Raw genomic sequence first — 21,433 nt, 5'->3', positions numbered from 1 at the left:
AATGTTGATCAACTTTCCGGATTTGCGGAATACCCGGAGGATAGCGGTGCGCGCCGACACGCCGCCGTACACCGAATCGATACCCGAATGCGCTGCCCGGGTCGAACCGCGGTCGCCTTACGGTCCGCGCGCTACCTGCTCGGGGTCCCACTCGGCCCGGAGTGGGGATGGTGACAGGCGACCTCGACGTCGCCGAGCGACTCGAGCGGCGGTCGCCGGTCGCGACACACCTCGGTCGCGAACGGGCAGCGCGGGTGGTACGCGCAGCCGGCCGGCGGGGCGAGCGCCGAGGGCACCTCGCCGACGATGCCCTCGCCCAACGACGCCGCGTTCGCCCGGCCGATCCGCTCCGGGTCGGGCACCGGCACGCTCGCCAGCAACATCCGCGGGTAGGGGTGTCGCGGATCACCCAACACGCGCTCGGCCGGGCCCAGTTCGACGATCCGACCCAGGTACATCACCGCCACGCGATCGGCGAGCCGGCGGGCGATGTCGATCTCGTGGGTGATCACCACGATCGCCAGGTCGAGTTCGGTGCGCAGCCGCAGCAGCAGGTTGACCACCGTCGCCTTGACGCTCGCGTCCAGACTCGCGGTCGGCTCGTCCAGGACCAGCACGCGCGGGCGCACGAGCAACGCGCGGGCGAGCACCAAGCGGGCCAGTTCGCCGCCGCTGACCTCGCCGGGCAGCCGGTCCAGGTGATCCGCCGTCAGGCCGACCCGCTCGACCATCGCCAGAACCAGTTCCTCGCGCTCGGCCCGGTTCGCGCCCAGTCCGTGCACGCGCAACGGCTGATGCAGCGCGTGCCGCAGCGAGCGGCGCCGGTTGAACGCGGCCCGCGGGTTCTGTGTGACGAGTTGCACCAGGCGTTGATCCGCCGGGCCGCGCTCACCGGGCAGCGTGCGGCCCGCCAGCGCCACCGTGCCCGAGGTCGCGGTGTCCAGCCCCGCGAGCACACGCGCGACGGTGGTCTTGCCGGAGCCGGACTCGCCGACGACGGCCAGCACCTCGCCGGCCGCGACCTCGAACGAGACGTCCTCGGCGGCGGGCACGACCCGCGGCTCGGCCCGCCGGCCGAACGGTTTGGGCAGGACGTATCGACGGGTCAGCCCGTCCACCGTCAACAGCGCGCTCACCGGCCGGCCTCCTCGTCCACCCAGTGGCAGCACACGTCGCTCGCGCCGTGCCGGGCCGCGGCCGGCATGCGTTCGCGGCACACGTCCAGCACGTGCGGGCAGCGCGGTGCGAATGGGCATCCGGGCAGCAGGTTCGCGCCGTCCGCGCTGCCCTCGACCGCGCGCAGCGGCCGATCCGCCGGCGTCGTCGCGGGCATCGCGGCGATCAGCGCCCGGGTGTACGGGTGCCTGGGCGCGGCGAAGATCTCCCGGACCGGCGCGGTCTCCACCAGGCGCCCGCCGTACATCACACCGACCCGGTCACAGATCGTGGAGACCACCGCGAGGTCGTGCGAGACGTAGACCAGGGCGAGTCCGAGCTTGTCCCGCAGGGTCAACAACAGCCGCAGCACCTGTGCCTGCACGGTGGCGTCCAAGGTGGTGGTCGGCTCGTCGGCGAGCAGCAGCGCGGGCTCGTGCGCGAGCGCGGCGATCGCGATCACCACGCGCTGGAGCTGACCGCCGGAGAAGCCGCCGGGCAGATCGCGCGGGCGCTCCAGGACCGGCCCCAGACCGATCCCGATCAGCGTCTCGCGGACCTCCACGTCGTCCAGCCGATCGCCCAGGTACCAGCGCAGTTGGCGCAGCACCGGCGTGGTCGGCGCGAGCGAGGTCATCGGCTGCTGCGGTACGAACGCCAGCCTGCGCCCCCGGATCCGGCGCAGGTCCCGCTCCCGCATGCCGGCCAGGTCCTCGCCCCGGAACTCGATGCCGCCCGCCCGCCGCGCGCCGTCCGGCAGCAGGCCCATCAGCGCGGCGCACACGCTGCTCTTGCCGCTGCCCGACTCGCCGACCAGGCCCAGGATCTCGCCGGGTGCCACGTCGAAGGAGACCCCACGCACCGCGGGCACCGGCCCGGCCGGGCCCCGGTAGTCGACGTCGAGATCGCGCACCCGCAGCAGCGGCACCTCGGCCGCGGTCGCACCGTCCATCACACGAACCGCAGGTGTTGCGGGTCCAGCCGGCTGATCCGCAACATCGTCGGGTCCAGTGGGGACAGTTCGGCGCGCTGGGCGAGGGCGAGCTTGGGATAGGCGGGCGGGGTGATCACCGCGTCCTCGGCGAGCAGCTTGTCCACCCGGCCGAGCGCGGCCACCCGCTCGGCGTCGTCCGAGGTCTGCCAGACGGTGTCGATCAGCTTGTCCACCTCGGGGTTGGCGTAGCCGCAGGAGAGCACGTTGGCGGAGCCGGCGGGCGCGAGGGTGAGGTAGTTCGCCGGGCCGGAGGTGAACCCGGACGAGAACGTGTTCATCAGCATGTCGTAGTCGCGCGAGAGCCACTTGTTCGACCACGGCCCGCCCGCGAGTTGCTCGATGGTGACGTCGAGGCCGATCTGCTTCCAGCCCGCCACCAGCACCTGGGCGATGTCGCGGATCCCCTGGTTGGTGCCGATGGTCACGGTGAACGAGCGCTTGGCCGTCTTCGCCCGGGCCAGCAGCACGCGCGCCCGCTCCAGGTCCGGCGCGGGTGCGAACGGCTTGAAGGTGGGATCCCAGCCGAGTTCGGCGGGCCCGATCGGGCCCTGGCCCACCGTGCCCTCGCCGCCGTACACCCGTTGCAACACCCCCTGGCGGTCCATCGACAGCGCGACCGCCTTGCGGAAGTCGGGATCGTTGAACGGCTCCTTCTTCATCATCACGTAGCTGAGCACGTCCAACGGCGCCTCGGTGAGCACCAGCGCGAGCGACTTGTCCTTGCGGATCATGTCGAAGGTGGCGAAGGACGGTGCGGTGATCAGGTCGACCTTGCCCTGGCGCAGGCTCAACACGCGCGTGTTGGCGTCGGCGAAGACCGTGTACTCCATACCGGCGAACGCGGGCGCGGCGCCGGCGGCGTACTGGCCGCCGTGGTAGCGGTCGAAGCGGGAGAGGGTGAAGCTCTGGCCGGCCACGAACCGGTCCAACCGGTACGGCCCGGTGCCCATCATCGTGTCCTTGCGGGCCACGTAGTCGCGGTGCGTGATCGGCAGGTTGGTCAGGTGCGAGCGCAGCAGGCCGTACGGCTTGCTCAGCACGATCCGCACGGTGTGCTCGTCGACCCGCTCGAACCGGGAGAGGTAGCCGAGCATGTAGGTGATCCACTCGCTGCCGGCCGAGAGGTCGAGCATGTGCGCGAGGGTGGCCACCACGTCGTCGGCGGTGAACGGCGTGCCGTCGTGCCACACCACGCCCTGACGCAACCGGATCGTCCAGGCCAGTTTGTCGTCGCTGATCTGCGGTTCGCCATCCGCGAGCAGCGGCACCGAGGCGAGCTTGGCGTCGTAGCCGTACAGGCTCTCCATGATCGGCTCGGCGATCCACCGGGTGATCTCCGAGCCGGAGTCCAGCGGGTTCAGGCTGCCGGGCGCGGAGGCGACGCCGATCCGCAGGATGCCGTCCTTGTGCCGGTCGGCCACCCGCTTGGCCCCGGAGGAGCTCGAACAAGCGGTGAGCACGCCCGTACCGCCGGCCGCCGCGAGCGCCGCGAGGCCGAGAAAGCCTCGACGGTTCAAGCCGACTGTGCGCACCGGGGTCACGGGATCTCCTTGGGAGTGGGAGTCTGCTCGAGGGTCGGGGTCTGCTTTGCGGCCTGCTTTGTGGCCCGGGTCTGCCTGGGGATCCGGCGTGTGGTCGGACCGGCCGCCGCGGGGCGTGGTCGGGCGCCGCCGGACGTGTCGCCGAGCAGGTTGAAGCCCAGGATCCCGAGCACCAGAACGGTGCCGGGCAGCGTCGCGTACCACCAGTCGCCGCCGATGATCTGCCCGCCGGCGTCGGCGATCAGGTTGCCCAGCGTGGCCTGCGGCGGGGCCACACCCAGGCCCAGGAAGCTCAGGCCGCCCTCGGCGAAGACCGCGATGGCCATCGCCAGGCAGGCCTGGCCGAGCACCGGCGGCCAGACGTTGACCAGCACCTCGCGGAAGAGGATCTCCCGGGTGGGCACGCCCAGCCCGCGCAGGTTGCCGACGTAGTCCTCGCGCATCTCCACCACCGTCGCGCCGCGCGCGACCCGGGCGAAGTAGGGCACGAAGCCCAGCCCGATGGCGAGCGCCACCCGGGGTCCGTTGCCCACGGTGATCGGCCCGAAGTGCATGTCCGCGGTGCCCATCAGACCGATCAGGAACATCACGAAGACGAACTGCGGCAGGGCTTGCAGGGTTTCCACCGAGCGCATCAGCAGACCGTCCAGGCGGCCGCCGTGCCGGTATCCGGCGAGCACGCCCAGCGGCATGCCGACCGCGACCGCGAAGCCGATCGAGGTCAGGCAGATCCACAGCGAGGTCCAGGCGCCCTCGGCGGTCCGGGACAGCAGGTCGCGGCCGAGGTGGTCGGTGCCGAAGGGGTGCGCGAGCGAGGGCGCCTCGGGGCCCGCGGTCACCAGTGCGGTGGGGTCGCCGTGCAGCCGGCCGACGGTGGCCACCAGGAGATAGAGCAGGACGCAGGCCAGGCCGATCCAACCGGCCACGCCCCATCGCGGCAGGCGCGGTCGGGCCCTCACGCGGCCCGTCCGGGCTTGTCCCGGGTGACGCCCGCCGCGGTGCGTGGATCCAGCAGCGGGTAGAGCAGGTCGACCACCAGGTTCAACAGCAGGAAGATGGCCGAGGTCGCCACGCACGCGCCGAGCGCGAGCGGGTAGTCCTGCCGCTGGAACGCGGTGACCATCAGTTGGCCGATCCCGGGGATCTGGAAGACGTTCTCGATCAGCACGGTGCCCGACAACAACCCGCCGAGCAGCACGCCGGCCACGGTCAGCGTCGGCAGCAGCGCGCCGCGCAGCGCCACCCGGCGCAGCGTGAGCAGTCGCGAACCGCCCATCGCGCGGGCGAACAGTACATGGTCCGAGGCCATCGCGTCGGCCAGCCCGCCGCGCAACGAGCGGGTGAGCATCGCGAAGGTGGCCAGGCCGAGCACGATCGCGGGCAACACGAGCACCTTGAGGTTGGTCGCGGGATCCTCGCCGAAGGTGACGAAGCCGCCCGCGTTGGGCAGCAGATCGGGATGGCTGTCGCCGACCACCACGAGCGCGATCACGGCCAGCCAGTAGCCCGGCAACGACATCGCCACCACGCTCAGCACCCGCGTGCCGTGATCGACCACCCCACCGCGGCGCAGCACCGACCACACGCCCAGCAGCACCGCCGGGATCACCGCGAACACGCAGGCGAGCAGCCCCAGTTCGAGCGAGATCGGCAGCGCGCGGCCGAGTTGCCCGGAGACCGAGGTGCCGTCGTAGAGCGAGGTGCCGAAGTCGCCGCGCAGCGCGTCGCCGACGTAGTCGAGGTACTGGGTCGGCAACGGCCGGTCCAGACCCATCCGATGCTCGACCGCGGCACGGGCCACCGGATCGGCCGCGACCTGCGGCGCGAGCTGGTTGACCGGGCTCACCGGGGACGCGTGCAGCAGCAGGAACAGGCCGGTCACGACGGCGAACATCACCACGACGACGCCCAGGACCCGCCGCACCAGGTAGTTCGTCATCACTCTCCCTGCCGATCCGATGCGCCATCCATTGTCTGACGGCGCATCGGACGGTGGGCCCCCGGGTCGTGCGGTGCCGGCGGAACGTGGCGTTCCGCCGTCGTTCAGGCGGTCTCGGTGGTTCGGGCGGTCTCGGTCGTTCAGGCGGTGTCGGTGGTTCAGGCGGTCTTGCGGAAGCGCTCCAGGTCCCGACCCAGCTCACGCAGCACGGCGCTGTTGATGTCGTACGCGAACAGCACCTCCTGGATCACCAGTTCCTGCTCCTCGGCGTCCCACGGCGCGTTGTTCATCGCCGCGCGGTAGGCGTCCTTCCACACGGTCAGGTCGCCGAGCTGGTCGAACACGTAGAAGTCGCTGCCCTGGGTGCCGGGCAGGTCGTAGTGCTTGCGCATCTGCTTGGCGATGAACTGGCCGCCGGACATGTCGCCGAGGTAGCGGGTGTAGTGGTGCGCGACGAAGCCGCCGGCCCAGTCGTAGCACTTCTCCCGCATCCGGTCGGCGTAGCGCACGGTGGCCTCGTTCGCGGGCCACTCCTGCTTCCAGTTCTCGCCGGCCAGGAAGAGCATGTCGGCCTCGAGGATGGCCCGGCGGTCCAGTCGCCCGTCGGCGAACGGGGCGCCGATCGGGTCGTCGCGCATGGTGTCCGCGGCGTCGTCGAGCACGACGTAGGCCCAGTAGTGCTGGGCCACCATCGCGGTGTACGCGTCCCGGGTCAGCTCGCCCTTCATCAGCGCCTCCAGGAAGCCCGAACCCTCGGCCTCCTGATGGAAGGCCCACGAGCGCTTGCGCAGCGACTCGGCGAAGGTCGGGGTGGCACCGGCGGTCTCGGCGGTCTCGGTCGTGGTCATGAGGTTTCCCCTAGGTGCGACAAGATCTACCGAACAGGCCCAGGTGAGGGCGTACGGTGCGAACTATGACGGATCAGGCGGCTTCGCCCGTGCGGATTCGGCGTTTCGCCCATGGCGAAGCGCTCGCGGGGATTCGGGTTGCCGCCCGTTTCCGCCGGTCCTCGCAGTCTGTGTGGCGCCATGCGGTGCCGTCAATAAGTTACCGACAACTTGTCGGCACGTTGTCGGCGGGGGTGTCGGTGAGGGTGTCGGTGAGGGTGCGGCGGGGTCTCGGTCGACCCGGGCGGCGATCCCGGCCGGCGCGGTCCGGACCTCGCGCGGCGGACCCGACCCCTCGATCGGGCCGCCCTGGCGCCGCCGTCACTCGATGTCGCACCGTTCGCGCATGGCGTTTCGCGCCGTTTCGCGTATGGCGTTGTGACGCGTTTCGCGCCGTTCGCGTACGGCGGGCACGACGCGGTTTCGCGCCGTTCCCGGACGGCCTTGTGGCAACCCCCGGAAGTCCGGGCGATCCGGCCCGGTCTTAGGATAGCCTCACCTCCAATCATTCCGTACGCGGTCGTACGGTCGGCCCAGAGGACACAACGTGAGCCCAGCCCGCACCGGACGCCTCGGCGGCACCGTCGCCGCCATCGCGACCCTCCTTCTCGCGTGGGCGCTCGTCGGCCTCGCGGGGCCCGCGCACGCGAGCGGCACCCCGGCGGCGGGCAAGGCCACCCTGACCGCGGAGAAGACCACCGGGCTGAACCCGGCGGGCGACGTGGTCAAGCTGGTCGGCAAGGGCTTCACGCCGGGCGTACGGCTGTTCATCCTGCCGTGCGACCCCGCCCAGGGCGCGGGCCGCGCGTGCGACATGGGCTCGTTCGGCGGCCCCACCGAGGCGGACGCGACCGGCTCGTTCAGCACCGACGTCAAGGTCGCCGCCAAGTTCGGCACGGTCGACTGCCTCAAGACCCGGTGCGCCATCGCGACGTCCAACTCGGCCAACGGCAAGGACCGTACGCAGGAGGTCTACCTCCCGATCGGCTTCGCGGGCGAGGCCCCGGGCCTGCCCGCGAGCCCCGGGCCGGCCACCGCCGCCCCGCAGGCCGGCGCTCCCGGCGCGGGCGGTGCGCCGCAGTCCTCGGCCGCTGCGCCCGCCACCTCGCCTGCCGCCTCGCCCGGCGCCGACACCGCGAAGACCTCGGCCCAGGACGAGGACGACGACAGCGGCAACACCGGCCTGATCATCGGGCTGATCGCCGCGGTCGTGGTGGTCCTGGTGGCCGTCGGCGTGGTGGTCAAGCGCCGTCGTCCGAGCGCCTGACCACCTCCCCTGACCCACCGAGCTCGTTCCCAGCTTCCGGAGTCCACATATGCGCAAGTCCCGTACCGCCGCGGCCGTCGCCGCCGGCGCGATCGCCGGCCTCGGCCTCACCACCTTCGCCGCCGCCCCCGCGTCGGCCGCCGACGCCCCCACCATCACCCTGTCCAAGTCGACCGGCCTGGCCGCCGGCGGCGAGGAGATCACCGTCACCGGCAAGGGCTACAAGCCGGGCAAGGGCGTGTACATCGCGCAGACCGTGGCCAAGCCGGCCGGCGGCGTGCCCACCCAGTACGGCAACGCGGGCTACGTCCCGCAGGTCGGCGCGGACGGTACCTTCTCGGTCAAGATCAAGCCCGCGCAGAGCTTCGAGGGCAAGGACAAGAAGAAGGTGGACTGCGCCGCCACCGCGTGCTTCGTGGCCACCTTCAACGACCACACCGACCTGGCCAACCGCGACCAGGACGTGTGGGTCCCGGTGACCTTCGGCGCCGCCGCGCCCGCGGCGCCCGCCACGACGACGCCGCAGACCGGCGCCACCACCGAGGCCGGCGAGCCGAAGCTGCCCAAGACCGGTTCGTCGAGCACGCAGCTCGCCTATGTCGGCGCGGGCATGCTGGTGGTCGGCGTGGGTGCGGTCGCCGCGTCTCGTCGACGCCGCGACTCCGCACGCGCCTGATCCCACCCCTACCGCTGGAGGCGACCCGCATGAGCGAGGCGAGCGTCAACCCGTTCGGAGCGGACGCGATCACCGCCGTCTGCAAGCACATGAACGACGACCACCCCGACGACTGCCTGTTGATCTCGCGCGGCCTGGGCGGGCAGCCGGAGGCCACCTCGGCCACGATGACCGGCCTGGACGGCGACGCGGCGTACTACTCGGCGATCGTTGCCGGCGAACCGGTCGCGGTGCGGGTGCCGTGGAGTCGTTCGATCACCGAGCGCCGGGACGTGCGGATCGAGGTCGTCACGCAGTACAACGACGCGTGCAAGGCACTCGGCGTGCCGGCGCGCGGCGAGGGCGAGCACTGAGCGCGGTCGACCGGTAGGGAACCGGCGGGCCGACCGGCCCGACCACCTGTAAGAAGCGTCACGCCGACGGCCCGGGAGGAAGCTCTCCCGGGCCGTCGGCGTTGGTCCGGTCGGGAAAAACCTGTCGTATGCACCTGTACGAAAAGATATAGTGAGCTTCGCTCAGTATTACGCTCCGCATTCCACGCTCGGCTCTCGCCTCCCTCTCCCGCCCTCCACGCACCCTCCCCGAACGAAGGCCCCCGCCGTATGCCGCCCATATCCGCGTCACGCCTCAGTCAGAAGGTCGTGGTCGGCGCCGTCTTCGTCGCCGCGATGTTCGTCAACATCCTCGACATCACCATCATCAACGTCGCACTGCCGGCGATCGGCAAGGACCTCGGCGCCTCCCAGGCGAGCCTGGCCACGGTCGCGGTCGGCTACCTGGTCAGCCTCGCGGTGTTCATCCCCGCGTCCGGCTGGCTCGGCGACCGCTTCGGCAGCAAGCGGATCTTCCTGATCGCGCTGGCCCTGTTCACCGGCGCGTCCGCGCTGTGCGGGCTGGCCCAGAGCATCGACCAACTGGTGCTGTTCCGCATCCTCCAGGGCGCGGGCGGCGGCATGCTGACGCCGGTCGGCATGGCGATGATGTTCCGGGTCTTCCCGCCCGAGGAGCGCGTGCGCGCGTCCCGCATCCTGATGGTCCCCACCGCCCTGGCGCCCGCGCTCGGACCGGTGCTCGGCGGCCTGCTCGTGGACAAGGCGTCCTGGCACTGGGTCTTCTACATCAACCTGCCGGTGGGCGTGGCCGCGTTCGTGTTCGGCCTGATCTTCCTGGAGGAGTACAAGAACCCCAGGGCCGGTCGCTTCGACCTGCCCGGCTTCGTGCTCTCCGGGGCCGGTTTCGCGCTGCTGATGTACGCGCTGAGCGAGGGCGCGACCAAGGGCTGGGGCTCGCCGATCATCCTGTCCACCGGGATCTCCGGACTGATCCTGTGTATCGCGATGGTCTTCGTCGAACTGCGGGTCAAGGAGCCGATGCTGCACCTGCGGCTGCTCCGCGACCGGCTGTTCGTGAGCACCAACGTGGTGTCGATGGTCAACTCCGCGGCGTTCCTGGGCGTGCTGTACGTCTTCCCGCTGATGCAGCAGCAGGCGTTCGGCAAGAGCGCCCTGGAGACCGGTCTGCTCACCTTCCCCGAGGCGTTCGGTGTCGTGATCGCCACCCAGTGGGTCTCGCGCCTGTACCCGGTGGTCGGTCCGCGTCGACTGATGGCGGGCGGTCTGCTCGGCATCGGCGCGTGCGCGGCGCTGCTCGCCCTGGTCGACGGCGACACCTCGGCCGTGCTGATCGTGGTGCTGATGTTCTGCACGGGTGCCTCGATGGCGCACGTGATGATCCCGATGCAGGCGGCGGCGTTCGCGCGTACCGCGCCGGCCGACAACGGCCGCGCCTCGACCATCTTCAACGTGCAGCGCCAACTCGGCTCGGCCCTCGGCGTCGCGCTGCTGGCGAGCGTGCTCGCCGGAATCGGCACGATGACGATCCACTCCGGCGGCGCCCCGAGCCCGAACCTGCACGCCTACCACGTGGCCTTCCTGGTCGCGGCCGGCCTCGCGGTCCTCGGCGCGATCGCCGCCCTGACCATCCGCGACTCGGACGCCGCCTCCACGCTCCGCAAGAAGACCGAGGTCGTCCCCGCCCCGAAGCCGGAGACGGAGAGCGCAACGGTCTGATCCGAGGTTCCGGCCGTCGGCTGCCCAGAGTCGGGCCATGGTCGGTAGCGGTAGCGGCCGTCCGGGCGCCGGTCCCGCCCGCCGGATGTGGCGGGACCGTATCGGTGTCGGTGTCGGTGTCGATCCGATGTCAGGCCCGGAAGCGCCACGAGACGTGCGCGGAGCGCCTTCGCATCGTTTCGCGGCGTTCCGGTTCGTCGACCGTTCGGGTGGTCGGGACGAGGTGGTCGCGGACCTCGTGGCGGGGGACCACCAGGGCCCGGACGGTGGGTTGTTCGCGGGGGTCGAGCCAGCGGTGCGTCGCGAAGACCTCCGTTCGGCCCTCGGTGTCCAGCCAGTTCGGTACGCCGGGGTCCAGCGCGCCGATCACGACCCGGATCAGCCCGTCGGGATCGCGCTCGGCCTGCGCGTGATTGAGCGAGGTCTGGCGGTTGGCGAAGTCGAGCGACTCGAACCAACCGGGGCTGTAGAGCTGGAGATCCCACTGCCCGGAGACGCGGGGGTCGGTCTCCACGATCAGCACTTGATCATCCGTCAGCCGCACCCGCGCGAAGCCGTACACGACCTCCTTGACCCCGCCGGCCACCGTGGCCGGCGTACTGAACGTGTTCACCGCCTGCCGGTCGCCGGTGGTGCGCACCCAGTCGTTCCAGACCTCGATCGAGTTCTCCACCGACGTCGCGGCGCCGTCGAGCATGCCCGCGACCCGCTCCGGGGTCACCCGTGCGGCCGGTCGCCCCTGGGTGTCCAGGCGTTCGAGGGCGAGCATGGCGGGCTGTTCCGGCTTCCAGTCGAAGTAGTAGTCGCGTACGTGCAGAACCCGGGCGTCCGGTGTGAGGGGGACCCAGTTCCCGGGTTGCTCGGTGGCGCTGAGGATGATCTCGACGGTGTCGCCGGGCCCGACACCCAGCGCGGCCGAGGAGGTCTCGGCGACGATGTCGGTCCGCCCGGAGTGCATGTCCCCCGGTTTGACCTGGAGTACGAACTTCTCGCACGCGTTCATCGTCACGGTGAGCCGGTACACGCCGTCCCCCGCGATCGGCGCGCGGCGCGCGTTCTGGTCCACGTTCGGCCCGCCCCAGCGGTAGGCGAGGTCGTTGTGGGTGAAGAAGGCCGGGTTCTGCGGGTCGGTCGCGGCGAGTTGGTAGGTCAGCCAGCAGGCGACCTGATTGGCCAGGTGCCGGATGCCCTCGGCCCGGTCGGCGTCGGTCGCGCCGGGGAAGTCGGCCTCCAGAATGCGGTCGCCGAGCGCGGCCATCCGCTCACAATAGGCGCGCCACGCGGTGCCGTTGACCACGTCGTGCGCGGGTGGGTCGTTGCGGCGCGGGTCGTGGTGGTGCCGGTCGTTCGCGTCCTGCCGGTGCGGGACTTGCTGCTGCGGTGCTTGCTGGTGCGGGACTTGCTGGTGCGGGTCGTTCGTGCGGAGTTCGTTCGACTGCACGTCAGATCTCTTCCGTCGGGACCAGGAACCGCTTCTGATAGTCCGTCAGCCGAGATCGTACGTCCTCCCGGGCCAATCCGAGGTCGTCGAACGAGTAGTTGTGCCTCCCATGCCTGCCCTGGGGCCGTTCGGCCAGGTACGCGCGCATCGCCGTCTCGGCCTCGATGGTGAGATCCAGACCGAATGTGACGTACAACTCGCCCACCACCGCGATCGGGTCGCGCATGAAGTCGGCGTAGGCCGAATCGTGCCAGTCGGATTCGGCGACCCGACCCGCGTCACGAAACGCGGTGAGCCGGTCGTACGCGGTGCACCACAGATCGCTCTGGGTGCGGGCGACGTCCCGGATGTCGGACGGATTGCCGTACGCGTGGTGGATCGTGGCGATCAGGCTGCTCAACGAGGCCAGCACGGTGAGCGGGTCGCGGTGGGTCACCGCGAGCCGCGCGTCGGGGTATACGTCGACCAGCGCGTCCAGGGTCAGTAGGTGCGCGGGTGACTTGAGCACCCAGCGGGTCTCCCCCGGCGTGCGGCGCTGGAGGATCTGCAACACGAGCCGGTGATAGGCGTACGCGGGCCGCATGTCGCACTCGGCCAACCACGCGGCATAGGACGGGATCGCGAACTGCCCGGTGAAGTCCTCGGATCGGAACGCGAGCGCATGCGCGCTGATGCATTCCTTGGGCAGCGTGCCGCTCTTCTCGTGAATCGCGTCCATGGCCGGCACCGCACTCGTGATGAACCGGATCTCGCGCTCGGCGAGCCCGATCCGCGGATCGGTGTCCCGGGTCGCGGGCTCCGGCGGCGGAACCGGGCGCAGGAACTCCCAGGTGGCCGGCACCCGGTTCGCCGGATCCCGGGCAAGCAGCGCGTGCAGGATCGAAGTCCCGGTCCGGGGACCGCCGGTGACGAAGATCGGCCGGTGGATCGGCTCGTCGAGCACGCCGGGATCGTCCCGGACGTAGCGGGCGACCTGAAGCCGCACGTCGAGAAGCCGGGCAACCCAGGTGTGCGCCCACCAGCGGCCCACCCGGTCCAGGTTCGCCTCGTGCTCCAGCGCGTGGAGCAGTCGGTCCAGCCCCTCGCGGAAGCCGGGGTCGTCGTCCTCGCCCGGGTCGGTCAGTCCGGTCCTGGCCCGGGCCTCGCCGATCAGCGCGGCGGCGGCGAACGGCCGGTCCAGGTCGTCGGTGAGCGGCGGGATGTCGCCGGCGGCAAGGGTCTCGGTCCAGGCGGCGCGGTGCGGCGGTGTCCAGGCCATGGCGGTACGGCCTCCCTCACGTCGTTCGAGTTCGCGGGCGGACGCCGAGCGGGCGCGGCCCCGCCGCAGATTAGCTCTTTGTGAAGGTAAATCTGAAGAGGTGTCAGATACTGATCGGCGATGCGGGTGTGGGGGCGGCGGGGTGGCCCGGGGTGGCGGCTTGGGCTCGGGCTCGGGGTGGCGGCTCGGGTTCGGGCTCGGAGTGCGGCCCGGGGTGCCGGCTCGGGCTCGGGCTCGGGCTCGGGGCAGAGTGGTCCGGGTGGCGGACCGGATCCGGGAGGGTGAGGGGCGCCCCGTACCGTACGAAGCCTCGGTATCAGCGCGGAATCAACGCGAATCAACGCGGATGGAGAGTCGTGAGCGAGCGCAACGTGGTCTGGCACGAGGGCGGAGTGACGCGCGAGCAGCGTCCGGCGCTCGGGGCGACGATCTGGTTCACCGGGCTGTCGGGCTCGGGCAAGTCGACGGTCGCGGTGATCGCCGAGCGGCTCCTGGTCGAGCGCGGGATCACCGCGTACCGCCTGGACGGCGACAACGTCCGGCTCGGACTGAACGGCGACCTGGGCTTCGGAGCCGAGGACCGGACCGAGAACATCCGCCGGGTCGGCGAGGTGGCCCGCCTCTTCGCCGACGCGGGTGTGATCGCGATCGTCCCGGTGATCAGCCCGTACCGCGCCGACCGCGACCGGGTCCGCGCCCTGCACGTCCGGGACGGCCTGCCGTTCCTGGAGGTGTTCGTGGACACCCCGATCGAGGAATGTGAACGCCGCGACCCGAAGGGCCTGTACGCCAAGGCCCGCCGCGGGGAGATCGGCGACTTCACCGGCATCTCGGCCCCGTACGAGGCGCCGGAGGCACCGGAACTGCGACTCACCCCGGCGGACGGCGACCCGGAGCAGCAAGCGGCGCGGCTGATCGCGCTGTTGGACACGCTGAAGCTCGGAGTGTAGGCGGGGCGAAGCGGTGCGGGGCGGGGACCGGGTCGGGTCGGTCGGCGGAGCCGAGGGCTGGGTCGCGTCGGCGAGGCAAGGCCTGGGTCGGCGGGTCGGCGGGTCGGCGGGTCGGCGGGTCGGTCGGTGACGTGCCGTCAGGGCCCTGGTATCCCCCTCGGATACCCGGGCCCTGAGGGTGTGTCAGGCCGCAGGCCGCCCCCGTCGGACGCCGACCGACTCGACCGGGTCGACCCGTTCGGTTGCGGCCGGCCGCTAGTGCAGCAGGCCGCCCGTCGCGGGCTTGCGGCCGTGCTTCATCACCAGGGCGATCACGAGCGCCAGCACACCGCACGCGATCAGGACCCAGAACCCGGTGGTGAAGGCGTCCGTGGTGTACGTACAGCCCCGCTCGTTGCACGCGTCGTTGGTGGCCAGGCCCTGGCCGCTCGGTGCCGGTCCGGTGATCTTCAACCGGTTGTCGGTGAAGATCGGCGACAGCAGCGCGACCCCGACCGACGCGCCGAACGACTGGGCGACGACCAGCATGCTGGACGAGATGCCCTGCTGCTCCTGCGGTACCGCCTCGATGATCAGGTTCGGCGCCGCGGCGTAGTACATCCCGAAGCCGATGCCGTAGACCACGCCGCAGAGCAGCATCAACTGCCAGGAGTCGTGCAGGAACAGGTACATGAAGCCGGCGACGGTCAGCGTCGCGACGCCGACGATCATCGGCATCCGCAGCCCTCGACGCTGGCCCCACAGCCCGGCCAGCGGGCCGGCGATCATGCTGGACATCGACTGCCAGATCAGCACGTGCAGGGCGAGGCCGAGCAGGGTGAAGCCGAGCGCGTAGTCGAGCGAGTCGTTGAACGAGACGGCCGCCTTGACCTGGTCGGCGATTCCGGCCCACATCGCCTCGGGCGCGCCCATCGCCTTGGCGCCTTGGACGGCGCCGTCGGCGTACTGGTCGAGCGTGCTCTGCTTGACGTTGTCCGGGGTCAGGCCCATGTAGCTGGTGAGGTAGTTCTGGATGCCGATGATCATGTTCGCCAGGAACGCGATCCCGAGCACGAGCGCCACACGCGGAGCGGTGAGCAGCTTCAGGTCGATGATCGGGTTCTCCACCCGCTTCTCCCACAGTGCCCACAGCGCGATCACGAGCACGCCCAGCAGCGCGTATCCGAACGCGGAGGGCTTGCCCCAGCCCCAGGACTGCCCCTGGCTGATGTAGAGCAGGATCAGCGCGAGCCCGACGCCGAGGATGACACCGCCGACGTAGTCCACCTTCTGCGGAACGCGCAGCTTGGACTCCGGCACCACGACCAGCAGCAGCGGGATCAGCACGAGCATGTAGACGACCAGGAACCAGAACAGCGAGCGCCACGAGTAGTGCTCGGTGAGCAGCCCGCCGACCACCGGCGCGAGCGCGGCCGAGAGGCCGAGGCCGGTGGCCGAGATGCCGATCGCGACCGGGATGAACTTGCGCGGCATCAGGTCGCGAATGAGCCCGTACACGACGGCGGTCATGCCGAACGCGACCGCCTGGAGCGCGCGGCCGACCAGGAACAGCGGCCACGAACTGGTGAGCGCGCAGACCAGCGAGCCGACCAGGAACGAGACACTGGTCGCGAGCAGCAGCCGCTTCTTGCCGTAGACGTCAGAGAGCTTCCCGATCAGCGGGCTCACCGCGCCGCCGACCAGGCCCAGGATCACCACCATCCACGAGATGCTCTCGCCGACGGACCGGAACGACGGGGCGATCTCGGGCACGGCCGAGGAGATCATCGCGTACTGGAGCGGCACGACCTCGGAGAACATGACCACGACGGCCAGAACTGCGAAGACCCGGCCCTTGGACACTCCGTCGAGTCGACCGGTGTCGACCGAGGACGGGTCCGATTCGGGCTCCGGCGGCTTCGCGGGTACTTCAACGGTCGCAGACATACCGGTACTTTCCGTTCTGTGCAGAGGCGCGCGCCGGACACGTGTCACCACTGCGACACGTCCGGTTTTGTACGGAATCTTTGGGGGCAAAGCGCCGCTCGGCCTCGATGGGGCGGGCGCGTCTCGTGGACGGTGCCAACCGGATCGGTGTACTCCAGCCGAACTGATTGACAGTGTTTAGCACGGCACACGGGCACGGGGAAGAGTGATCACTGGGCGTCGGTACGTTTTGATCTGATTTGCTATATAAATTCCCTGACGGCCCGTCAGCTAACTGTCGCGGTCGAGGGGTTGGCCTGGGTCCGGAATCGGGGCGCGAGTCGGGGTCCTCGGGGGGTTGGGTTATCCGGTGAGACGGGGCTTCGCCCGGCAGAAAAAGCAACCAGCGGCGGCGGGAGGAGGGCGGGACTTCGGTCGGGTTCGCCGAGGAGCCTCCCGAGTGACTCATGCTCTCCACAGAGAGCACTGCTCTCGGCCTGCGTTGCGCAATGGTCGGGCCGGGGGCCGCCGGCTTTGCGCTCATGGGCCGGCGTCGGCCGGCGTCGGCCGGCCCTGTTCCAGGTCACCGGTGGCCTGGAGCCCGAACTCTCCGGCGAAACGCGAGCTGTGCTCGCGAGAAAGGCGCCGGCAACGGCGAGTGGGGGTGGCGGTCCGTCCGACGAGGCCGGCCCGACCGCGTTCCGAGCACGTCGGCGTTTCGCGAGAGCACTGCTCGGGGGTGGCGGTCCGTCCGACGAGGCCGGCCTGACCGCGTTCCGAGCGGGTCGGCGCTTTGCGAGAGCACTGCTCTCGGTGTGCCTTGCGCGATGGTGGGTTCGAGCAGGGGTGGGGCCTCGTGCCCAGCCCTCAGCGTTGGCCGGTGTCGGTTAGCCCGGTGTCGCGCCGTCGGCAGTCGGGGCCCTGGACTCCCCGGCGCGATCGGACCTTGCTCGGCAGGAAACGCGCCGGCAACGACGGATGGGGGTGGCGGTCCGACGAGGCTTGCCGAGCCGCGCTCCCGAGTGGGTCGTCTCCTTGCGAGAGCACTGCTCGCGGTGTGAATCGCGCAATGGAGGGGTCGATCAGGGGTGGCTTTGTGCTCACGGAGAAGCCTGAGCTCACCCCCGCGACGCGGGCTTGCTCGGCAGGAAAGCGGCCGGATACGACGAAGGGCGTGGGCGGCCCCGTGAGGTTCGCCGGGGCGCCCACCGCAGTGGGTCGGCTGTTCGCGAGAGCACTGCTCGCGGAATGCGTTGCGCGCCGGCGTGGTCGGGGAGGGGCGGTTCGCTGAGGTCGGTCGGGGCGGATCCCGAGTGACCCGTGCTCTTCACGGAGAGCACTGCTCTCGGCGTGCAGTGCGTGTTGGTGGGGCCGGAAGCTGGTGGCTTTGCGCGCATGGGTTGGCGGTGGCCGATGTCGGTCGGCCCGGTCTCGGGTCGCCGGTGGTGGAGCCTGAGTTCTCTGGTGAGGTGCGGGCTTGCCCGGCAGGAAAGGCGTCGGCAACGGCGGGGAGTAGGCGGCCCGATGAAGCTGCACGGGCGCATTCGCGAGTGACCCGTGCTCTTCACGGAGAGCACTGCTCTCGGCATGCAGTGCGTGTTGGTGGGGCTGGGCGCAGATGGCCTTGTGGTCACGGGTCGACATAGGCCGGTGTCGGTCGGCCCGATCCCAGGCAACCGGCGGTCGGGAGCCTGAGTTCTCCGGCGAGATCCAGGCTTTGCTTGCCAAAAAGGGCGCCTGCAACGACGGAGGGCGTGGGCGGTTCGATGAGGCTCGCCGGGGCGCCTTCCCGAACGGGTGGGCTCTTTGCGAGAGCACTGCTCGCGCGATGCGTTGCGCTTGGCGGGGTCGAATGCGGGTGGCTTTGGTGCGCACGGGTTGGCGTTGGCCGGTGTCGGTCGGCCCGGTGCCAGGTCGCCGGCTGCCAGGGGCCCTGGGCCCGCCGACTAGATCCAGTCCTTGCTTGCCAAGAAAAGCGCCCGCAACGACGGAGGGGGTTGGCGGTCCGGTAAGGCTCACCGGGGCGCGTTGGTATGTGGTTGGTTGTTTGCGGAGAGCACTGCTCTCGGTATGCGCCGCGCCTCGGTGGGGTCGGGCGCGGGTGGCTTTGTGCTCACCGATCGGCGTACGCCGGTGCCGGTCGGCCCGACCCCAGGTCACCGGCGGCCAGGAGCCATGGGCCCTCCGGCGAGATGCGGGCCTTGCCTGTCGGGAAGGCGCCGGCAACCGCGGAGGGAGTGGGCAGTCTTGGTGAGGTTCGCCGGGGCGCCCTCCCGGGTGGGTTGGGGCGCTTTGGGTGCGGCGAGTGGAGGTGACGAGGTGTCACGAAGCCGGATGCCGTTGGGGGTTGCGGCTTCGCTTGAGTTGAAAACCACAGATCGGGGTGAGCGCGGAGCGAGATCACGGACGTCGGGATCCGGGTTTTCGATTCATACGGCGGTACTTGATCGGGTGGAGCGGTGCGTTGTGCCGACGGTGCGCGAAGCCGGCACTCGGCAGGTTCTTGCTTGCGCCGTCCCACCGAAACCGCAGGTCGCGCAGGCTCGCAACACCCGCAACCGTCACCGCGATCCGGGTCGAAATCGCCGACGGCCCGGCTCGGGTGATCTGGTTGCCGTCGTCTCGGATGGGCCGGGCAGATTCGTTCGTTGTCTCGCGTGACGGGCTGTCGGTGTGCTGTCTGTGGCACTGGGCGCGGGAGTTGGCCTTGGGCGCGGCCGTGGCGCGGGCTTGGCTGCTTATGCGTGTGGTGCCGGTCGCCCCACTGGTCCCGGATACGGGAACCAGCGGGGCGGTTTGGTGGCGGTCAGTCCTGGTCGGCGCCCCGGAGGATTCGGTCGATCAGGGCTGCGGCCTGCTCCGGGTGTTCTTCCAGCCACCTGGCGAGGTGTTCCCGGACGGCCTGTGCGACGCAGGCGCGTACTTCGGCGTTGCCCAGTACGCCGCGCGTGGAGCCCTCGAACTCGGGATGGTCCAGCTTCACCGACACCACCGCCGTCAGGCCCTCGCCGATCCGGTCGATGCCGAGATCGGGGTCCGTCGCCGTCAGGAGTTGCCGCGCCCGCGCGTACGCGTTGACCGCAGCAGCCAGCCCGTCACGCAAGCCGTTCACGTGGGTGCCGCCGCAGGAGGTGGGCCTGCTGTTGGCGAAACTCCGGATCCGCTCCTCGCCGGGGCCGCGCCACCGGAACGCCACCTCCATCCTCCCGGCCATCCGTGGGTCTTCCTGTTCGAAGCCGATGATGTCCGGGTAAGCGGGTGCCGCCGCCTGAGCGTCGAGGATTGGGACGAACTCCCGCATGCCGTCCGGGGATCGGAATCGAACCGACCGGGACTCGGCCGGGCGGCGCAGATCTGTCAGTGAGATCTCCAAGTCCCGGTTCAGGAGGGCCAGTTCCCTGAAGCGGTCCGCCAGGGTGTCGAACGAGCAGTCCGTCGTCCCGAAGATTTCGGGGTCCGGCCGGAAGGCGATGGCGGTCCCGCTTCCGGTTGCCGGCTCCGCGTCGGTGAGCGCGGTGACCGGGACGCCTCGCGCGTACTCCCGTCCCCAATGGACCCCTTCGCACCACACCTCGGCCGTCATCCGACTCGACAGGACGTTGGCGACGAAGAGCCCGATACCGCCGTCGAGGGGCGCCACGTCGTAGCGGCCACCGGGCCCCGGCCGCCAGTGCATGCGTGTCAGCAGGGCTTCGAGATTGGGACTGCCGATGTCCTCGCCGTCCTCGACGGAAAGACCCGGCCCGTCATCGGCGACGCGCACGCCGCCGTCGGGTGTGAGCGTGATGTCGACGCAGCCGGCACGGCCGGTCAGAACCTCGTTCACCGCCCGGTCGACAACATCGAACACCAAGTGGTGCAGCCCGCGTTCACCGGTTGATCCGACGTACATCCCGGGCCGCTTCCGAACAGCTTCCCGAGGCTCCAGCACCTGGATGTCGGCTGCGTCGTACCTGATCGCTTCCCCACTCACGATGTCCCCTCCGAGGGTGTGCGGCAGAAGACATCAGCCTAGGCAAACTCCGGAAATCCAGCAGGTCAGAGCCGGTTTGTCGAAGGTATGGACGGGCGTGTGAACGCCTGCCCGGAGGCTGTCGACCCTGGAATCGAGACCCGCCTCCAAATTGCGACCGGGGGCCCACCGAAACCGCGCACAACACCATTCCCAGTGACTTCAAGGCCACCAATCTCGATGCATTTCGCCGGACGGTGGTGGGCTCCCGAACCGCGCTGGTCACCCGGGACCGACCGACCAACACCGGCCAACGCCGACCGGTGAGCACAAAGCCACCCGCAGCCGTTCTCACTCTGGCGCGACGCATACCGCCGGCATCGCACTCCGCAACCACCCGACGCACCCGGGAAGGCACCGGCCAACCGCACCGGGCCACCCGCTCCATCCACCGTTGCGGGCGCCTCGCGGCAAGACATGCCGGCATCTCACCGGAGAACCGGAGAACTCAGGGCTCCTGACCGCCGATACCCGAGACCGGGCCAACGGACAGCGGCCAATGCCAACCTGGGGGCACGAGGCCGCCCGTGGCCGACCCCACCAAGGCGCAACGCATGCCGAGAGCAGTGCTCTCTATAAAGAGGCGGGCCACTCGGGAAGGCCCCCCGGGGCACCTCGGCGGACCATCCCACCCCCTCCGCTACTGCGGGTGCCTTTCCTGCCGAGCATCTCGCCGGAGAACTCAGGCTCAAACAGCGGCGACCCGAGACCGGGCCGACCGACATCGGCCACCGCCAACCCATGCGCACAAAGCCACCCCGCCCATCCCCACCAACAGGCAACGCATACCGAGAGCAGTGCTCTCCGCAACCAACCAACCCACTCGGGAATGAGCCCCGGCGAACCTCACCGGACCACCCCCTCAGCCGTTGCCGGCGCTTTCCCTGACAAGCAAAGCCTGGGTCTCATCGGCGGGCCGGGGCCACTGACTGCCGGTGACCTGGCACCGGGCGTCCGACACCAGCCGACGCCGATCCCTGAGTACAAGGCCACCCGCGCCCGACGCCACCGACGCGCAACGCACACCGAGAGCAGTGCTCTCCATCAAGAGCACAGGTCACTCGCGAACGCACCCCGGCCGGCCCCACCGGCCAACCCACCCCGCCGTTGCCGGCACCTTTCCTGCCGAGCAAAGCCCGCATCGCACCGGAGAACTCAGACTCCACCGCTGGCGACCCGGGGCCGAGCCGACCGACACCGACCAACGCCAACCCCTGCTCACAAAGCCGCCAGCATCCGACCCCACCGACCCGCAGTGCACACCGAGAGCAGTGCTCTCCGTGAAGAGCACGGGTCACTCGGGAACCGCCCCGGCCCCGGCCAACCTCACCCCCTCCCC

The 21,433-nt window shown here is 70.4% G+C and carries 15 protein-coding genes; 5 read left to right on the top strand and 10 right to left on the bottom strand.

Going from position 1 to position 21,433, the window contains the following annotated elements; genetic code table 11:
- Nucleotides 1-131 precede the first annotated feature (131 nt).
- The 6 genes from OG948_RS27565 to OG948_RS27540 all read right to left on the bottom strand — a co-directional run bounded on the left by OG948_RS27565 (nucleotide 132) and on the right by OG948_RS27540 (nucleotide 6,477).
- Complete coding sequence (locus tag OG948_RS27565) at nucleotides 132-1,136, bottom strand: oligopeptide/dipeptide ABC transporter ATP-binding protein (protein ID WP_406299017.1); 1,005 nt, start codon at nucleotides 1,134-1,136, stop codon at nucleotides 132-134.
- Entirely contained in the window at nucleotides 1,133-2,107 is a 975-nt protein-coding gene (locus tag OG948_RS27560) for an ABC transporter ATP-binding protein (protein WP_406299016.1), read from the bottom strand. Before OG948_RS27560 ends, OG948_RS27565 begins: the two co-directional genes overlap by 4 nt.
- Nucleotides 2,107-3,690, bottom strand: coding sequence for an ABC transporter substrate-binding protein (locus OG948_RS27555; RefSeq protein WP_406299015.1), 1,584 nt, complete (start codon nucleotides 3,688-3,690; stop codon nucleotides 2,107-2,109). Before OG948_RS27555 ends, OG948_RS27560 begins: the two co-directional genes overlap by 1 nt.
- Complete coding sequence (locus OG948_RS27550; protein WP_406299014.1) at nucleotides 3,687-4,649, bottom strand: ABC transporter permease; 963 nt, start codon at nucleotides 4,647-4,649, stop codon at nucleotides 3,687-3,689. Before OG948_RS27550 ends, OG948_RS27555 begins: the two co-directional genes overlap by 4 nt.
- Nucleotides 4,646-5,629 carry an ABC transporter permease gene (locus OG948_RS27545; RefSeq protein ID WP_406299013.1) on the bottom strand — a complete coding sequence of 328 codons (984 nt, stop codon included), beginning with the start codon at nucleotides 5,627-5,629 and terminating at the stop codon, nucleotides 4,646-4,648. The genes OG948_RS27550 and OG948_RS27545 overlap by 4 nt, the downstream gene beginning before the upstream one ends.
- 158 nt (nucleotides 5,630-5,787) lie before the next feature.
- On the bottom strand, nucleotides 5,788-6,477 hold the full coding sequence (locus OG948_RS27540) for a heme oxygenase (biliverdin-producing) (RefSeq protein ID WP_406299012.1): 690 nt from the start codon (nucleotides 6,475-6,477) through the stop codon (nucleotides 5,788-5,790).
- Between the two features lie 586 nt (nucleotides 6,478-7,063).
- Between OG948_RS27540 and OG948_RS27535 the strand changes: the two genes are divergently transcribed.
- The 4 genes from OG948_RS27535 (at nucleotide 7,064) to OG948_RS27520 (ending at nucleotide 10,528) form a co-directional block, all read left to right on the top strand.
- Complete coding sequence (locus OG948_RS27535) at nucleotides 7,064-7,783, top strand: neocarzinostatin apoprotein domain-containing protein (RefSeq protein ID WP_406299011.1); 720 nt, start codon at nucleotides 7,064-7,066, stop codon at nucleotides 7,781-7,783.
- 49 nt (nucleotides 7,784-7,832) lie between these two features.
- Nucleotides 7,833-8,459, top strand: a complete 627-nt coding sequence (locus OG948_RS27530) for a neocarzinostatin apoprotein domain-containing protein (RefSeq protein ID WP_395859683.1) — start codon at nucleotides 7,833-7,835, stop codon at nucleotides 8,457-8,459.
- A 29-nt stretch (nucleotides 8,460-8,488) separates the two neighbouring features.
- On the top strand, nucleotides 8,489-8,812 hold the full coding sequence (locus OG948_RS27525; protein WP_406299010.1) for a DUF2470 domain-containing protein: 324 nt from the start codon (nucleotides 8,489-8,491) through the stop codon (nucleotides 8,810-8,812).
- Between the two features lie 249 nt (nucleotides 8,813-9,061).
- Entirely contained in the window at nucleotides 9,062-10,528 is a 1,467-nt protein-coding gene (locus tag OG948_RS27520; RefSeq protein ID WP_406299009.1) for an MDR family MFS transporter, read from the top strand.
- Nucleotides 10,529-10,658: 130 nt separating this feature from the next.
- Here the strand turns inward: OG948_RS27520 and OG948_RS27515 are convergent, their stop codons facing one another.
- On the bottom strand, nucleotides 10,659-11,969 hold the full coding sequence (locus tag OG948_RS27515; protein ID WP_406299008.1) for a DUF1214 domain-containing protein: 1,311 nt from the start codon (nucleotides 11,967-11,969) through the stop codon (nucleotides 10,659-10,661).
- Nucleotide 11,970: 1 nt separating this feature from the next.
- Entirely contained in the window at nucleotides 11,971-13,227 is a 1,257-nt protein-coding gene (locus OG948_RS27510) for a sulfotransferase family protein (RefSeq protein ID WP_406299007.1), read from the bottom strand.
- A 356-nt stretch (nucleotides 13,228-13,583) separates the two neighbouring features.
- On the opposite strand from OG948_RS27510, the gene cysC reads away from it, so the two are divergent.
- Complete coding sequence (gene cysC, locus OG948_RS27505) at nucleotides 13,584-14,177, top strand: adenylyl-sulfate kinase (RefSeq protein WP_406299006.1); 594 nt, start codon at nucleotides 13,584-13,586, stop codon at nucleotides 14,175-14,177.
- 255 nt (nucleotides 14,178-14,432) lie between these two features.
- Here the strand turns inward: cysC and OG948_RS27500 are convergent, their stop codons facing one another.
- Nucleotides 14,433-16,103, bottom strand: a complete 1,671-nt coding sequence (locus OG948_RS27500) for an MFS transporter (protein WP_406299005.1) — start codon at nucleotides 16,101-16,103, stop codon at nucleotides 14,433-14,435.
- A gap of 2,785 nt (nucleotides 16,104-18,888) precedes the next feature.
- Nucleotides 18,889-20,013, bottom strand: coding sequence for an ATP-binding protein (locus tag OG948_RS27495; protein WP_406300356.1), 1,125 nt, complete (start codon nucleotides 20,011-20,013; stop codon nucleotides 18,889-18,891).
- Nucleotides 20,014-21,433: the final 1,420 nt, after the last annotated feature.

It is taken from the genome of Embleya sp. NBC_00888 (assembly GCF_045207655.1).
Taxonomy (GTDB): Bacteria; Actinomycetota; Actinomycetes; order Streptomycetales; family Streptomycetaceae; genus Embleya.
The sequence above is the reverse complement of the archived record's forward strand: the minus strand, read 5'-3'. Positions and strand labels throughout refer to the sequence as shown.

Excerpts from the sequence above, each read along its gene's own strand:
- OG948_RS27500 (WP_406299005.1), bottom strand. The coding sequence starts at position 16,103 with ATGTCTGCGACCGTTGAAGTACCCGCGAAGCCGCCGGAGCCCGAATCG.
- OG948_RS27520 (WP_406299009.1), top strand. The coding sequence starts at position 9,062 with ATGCCGCCCATATCCGCGTCACGCCTCAGTCAGAAGGTCGTGGTCGGC.
- OG948_RS27530 (WP_395859683.1), top strand. The coding sequence starts at position 7,833 with ATGCGCAAGTCCCGTACCGCCGCGGCCGTCGCCGCCGGCGCGATCGCC.
- OG948_RS27525 (WP_406299010.1), top strand. The coding sequence starts at position 8,489 with ATGAGCGAGGCGAGCGTCAACCCGTTCGGAGCGGACGCGATCACCGCC.
- OG948_RS27560 (WP_406299016.1), bottom strand. The coding sequence starts at position 2,107 with ATGGACGGTGCGACCGCGGCCGAGGTGCCGCTGCTGCGGGTGCGCGAT.
- OG948_RS27540 (WP_406299012.1), bottom strand. The coding sequence starts at position 6,477 with ATGACCACGACCGAGACCGCCGAGACCGCCGGTGCCACCCCGACCTTC.
- OG948_RS27510 (WP_406299007.1), bottom strand. The coding sequence starts at position 13,227 with ATGGCCTGGACACCGCCGCACCGCGCCGCCTGGACCGAGACCCTTGCC.
- OG948_RS27545 (WP_406299013.1), bottom strand. The coding sequence starts at position 5,629 with ATGACGAACTACCTGGTGCGGCGGGTCCTGGGCGTCGTCGTGGTGATG.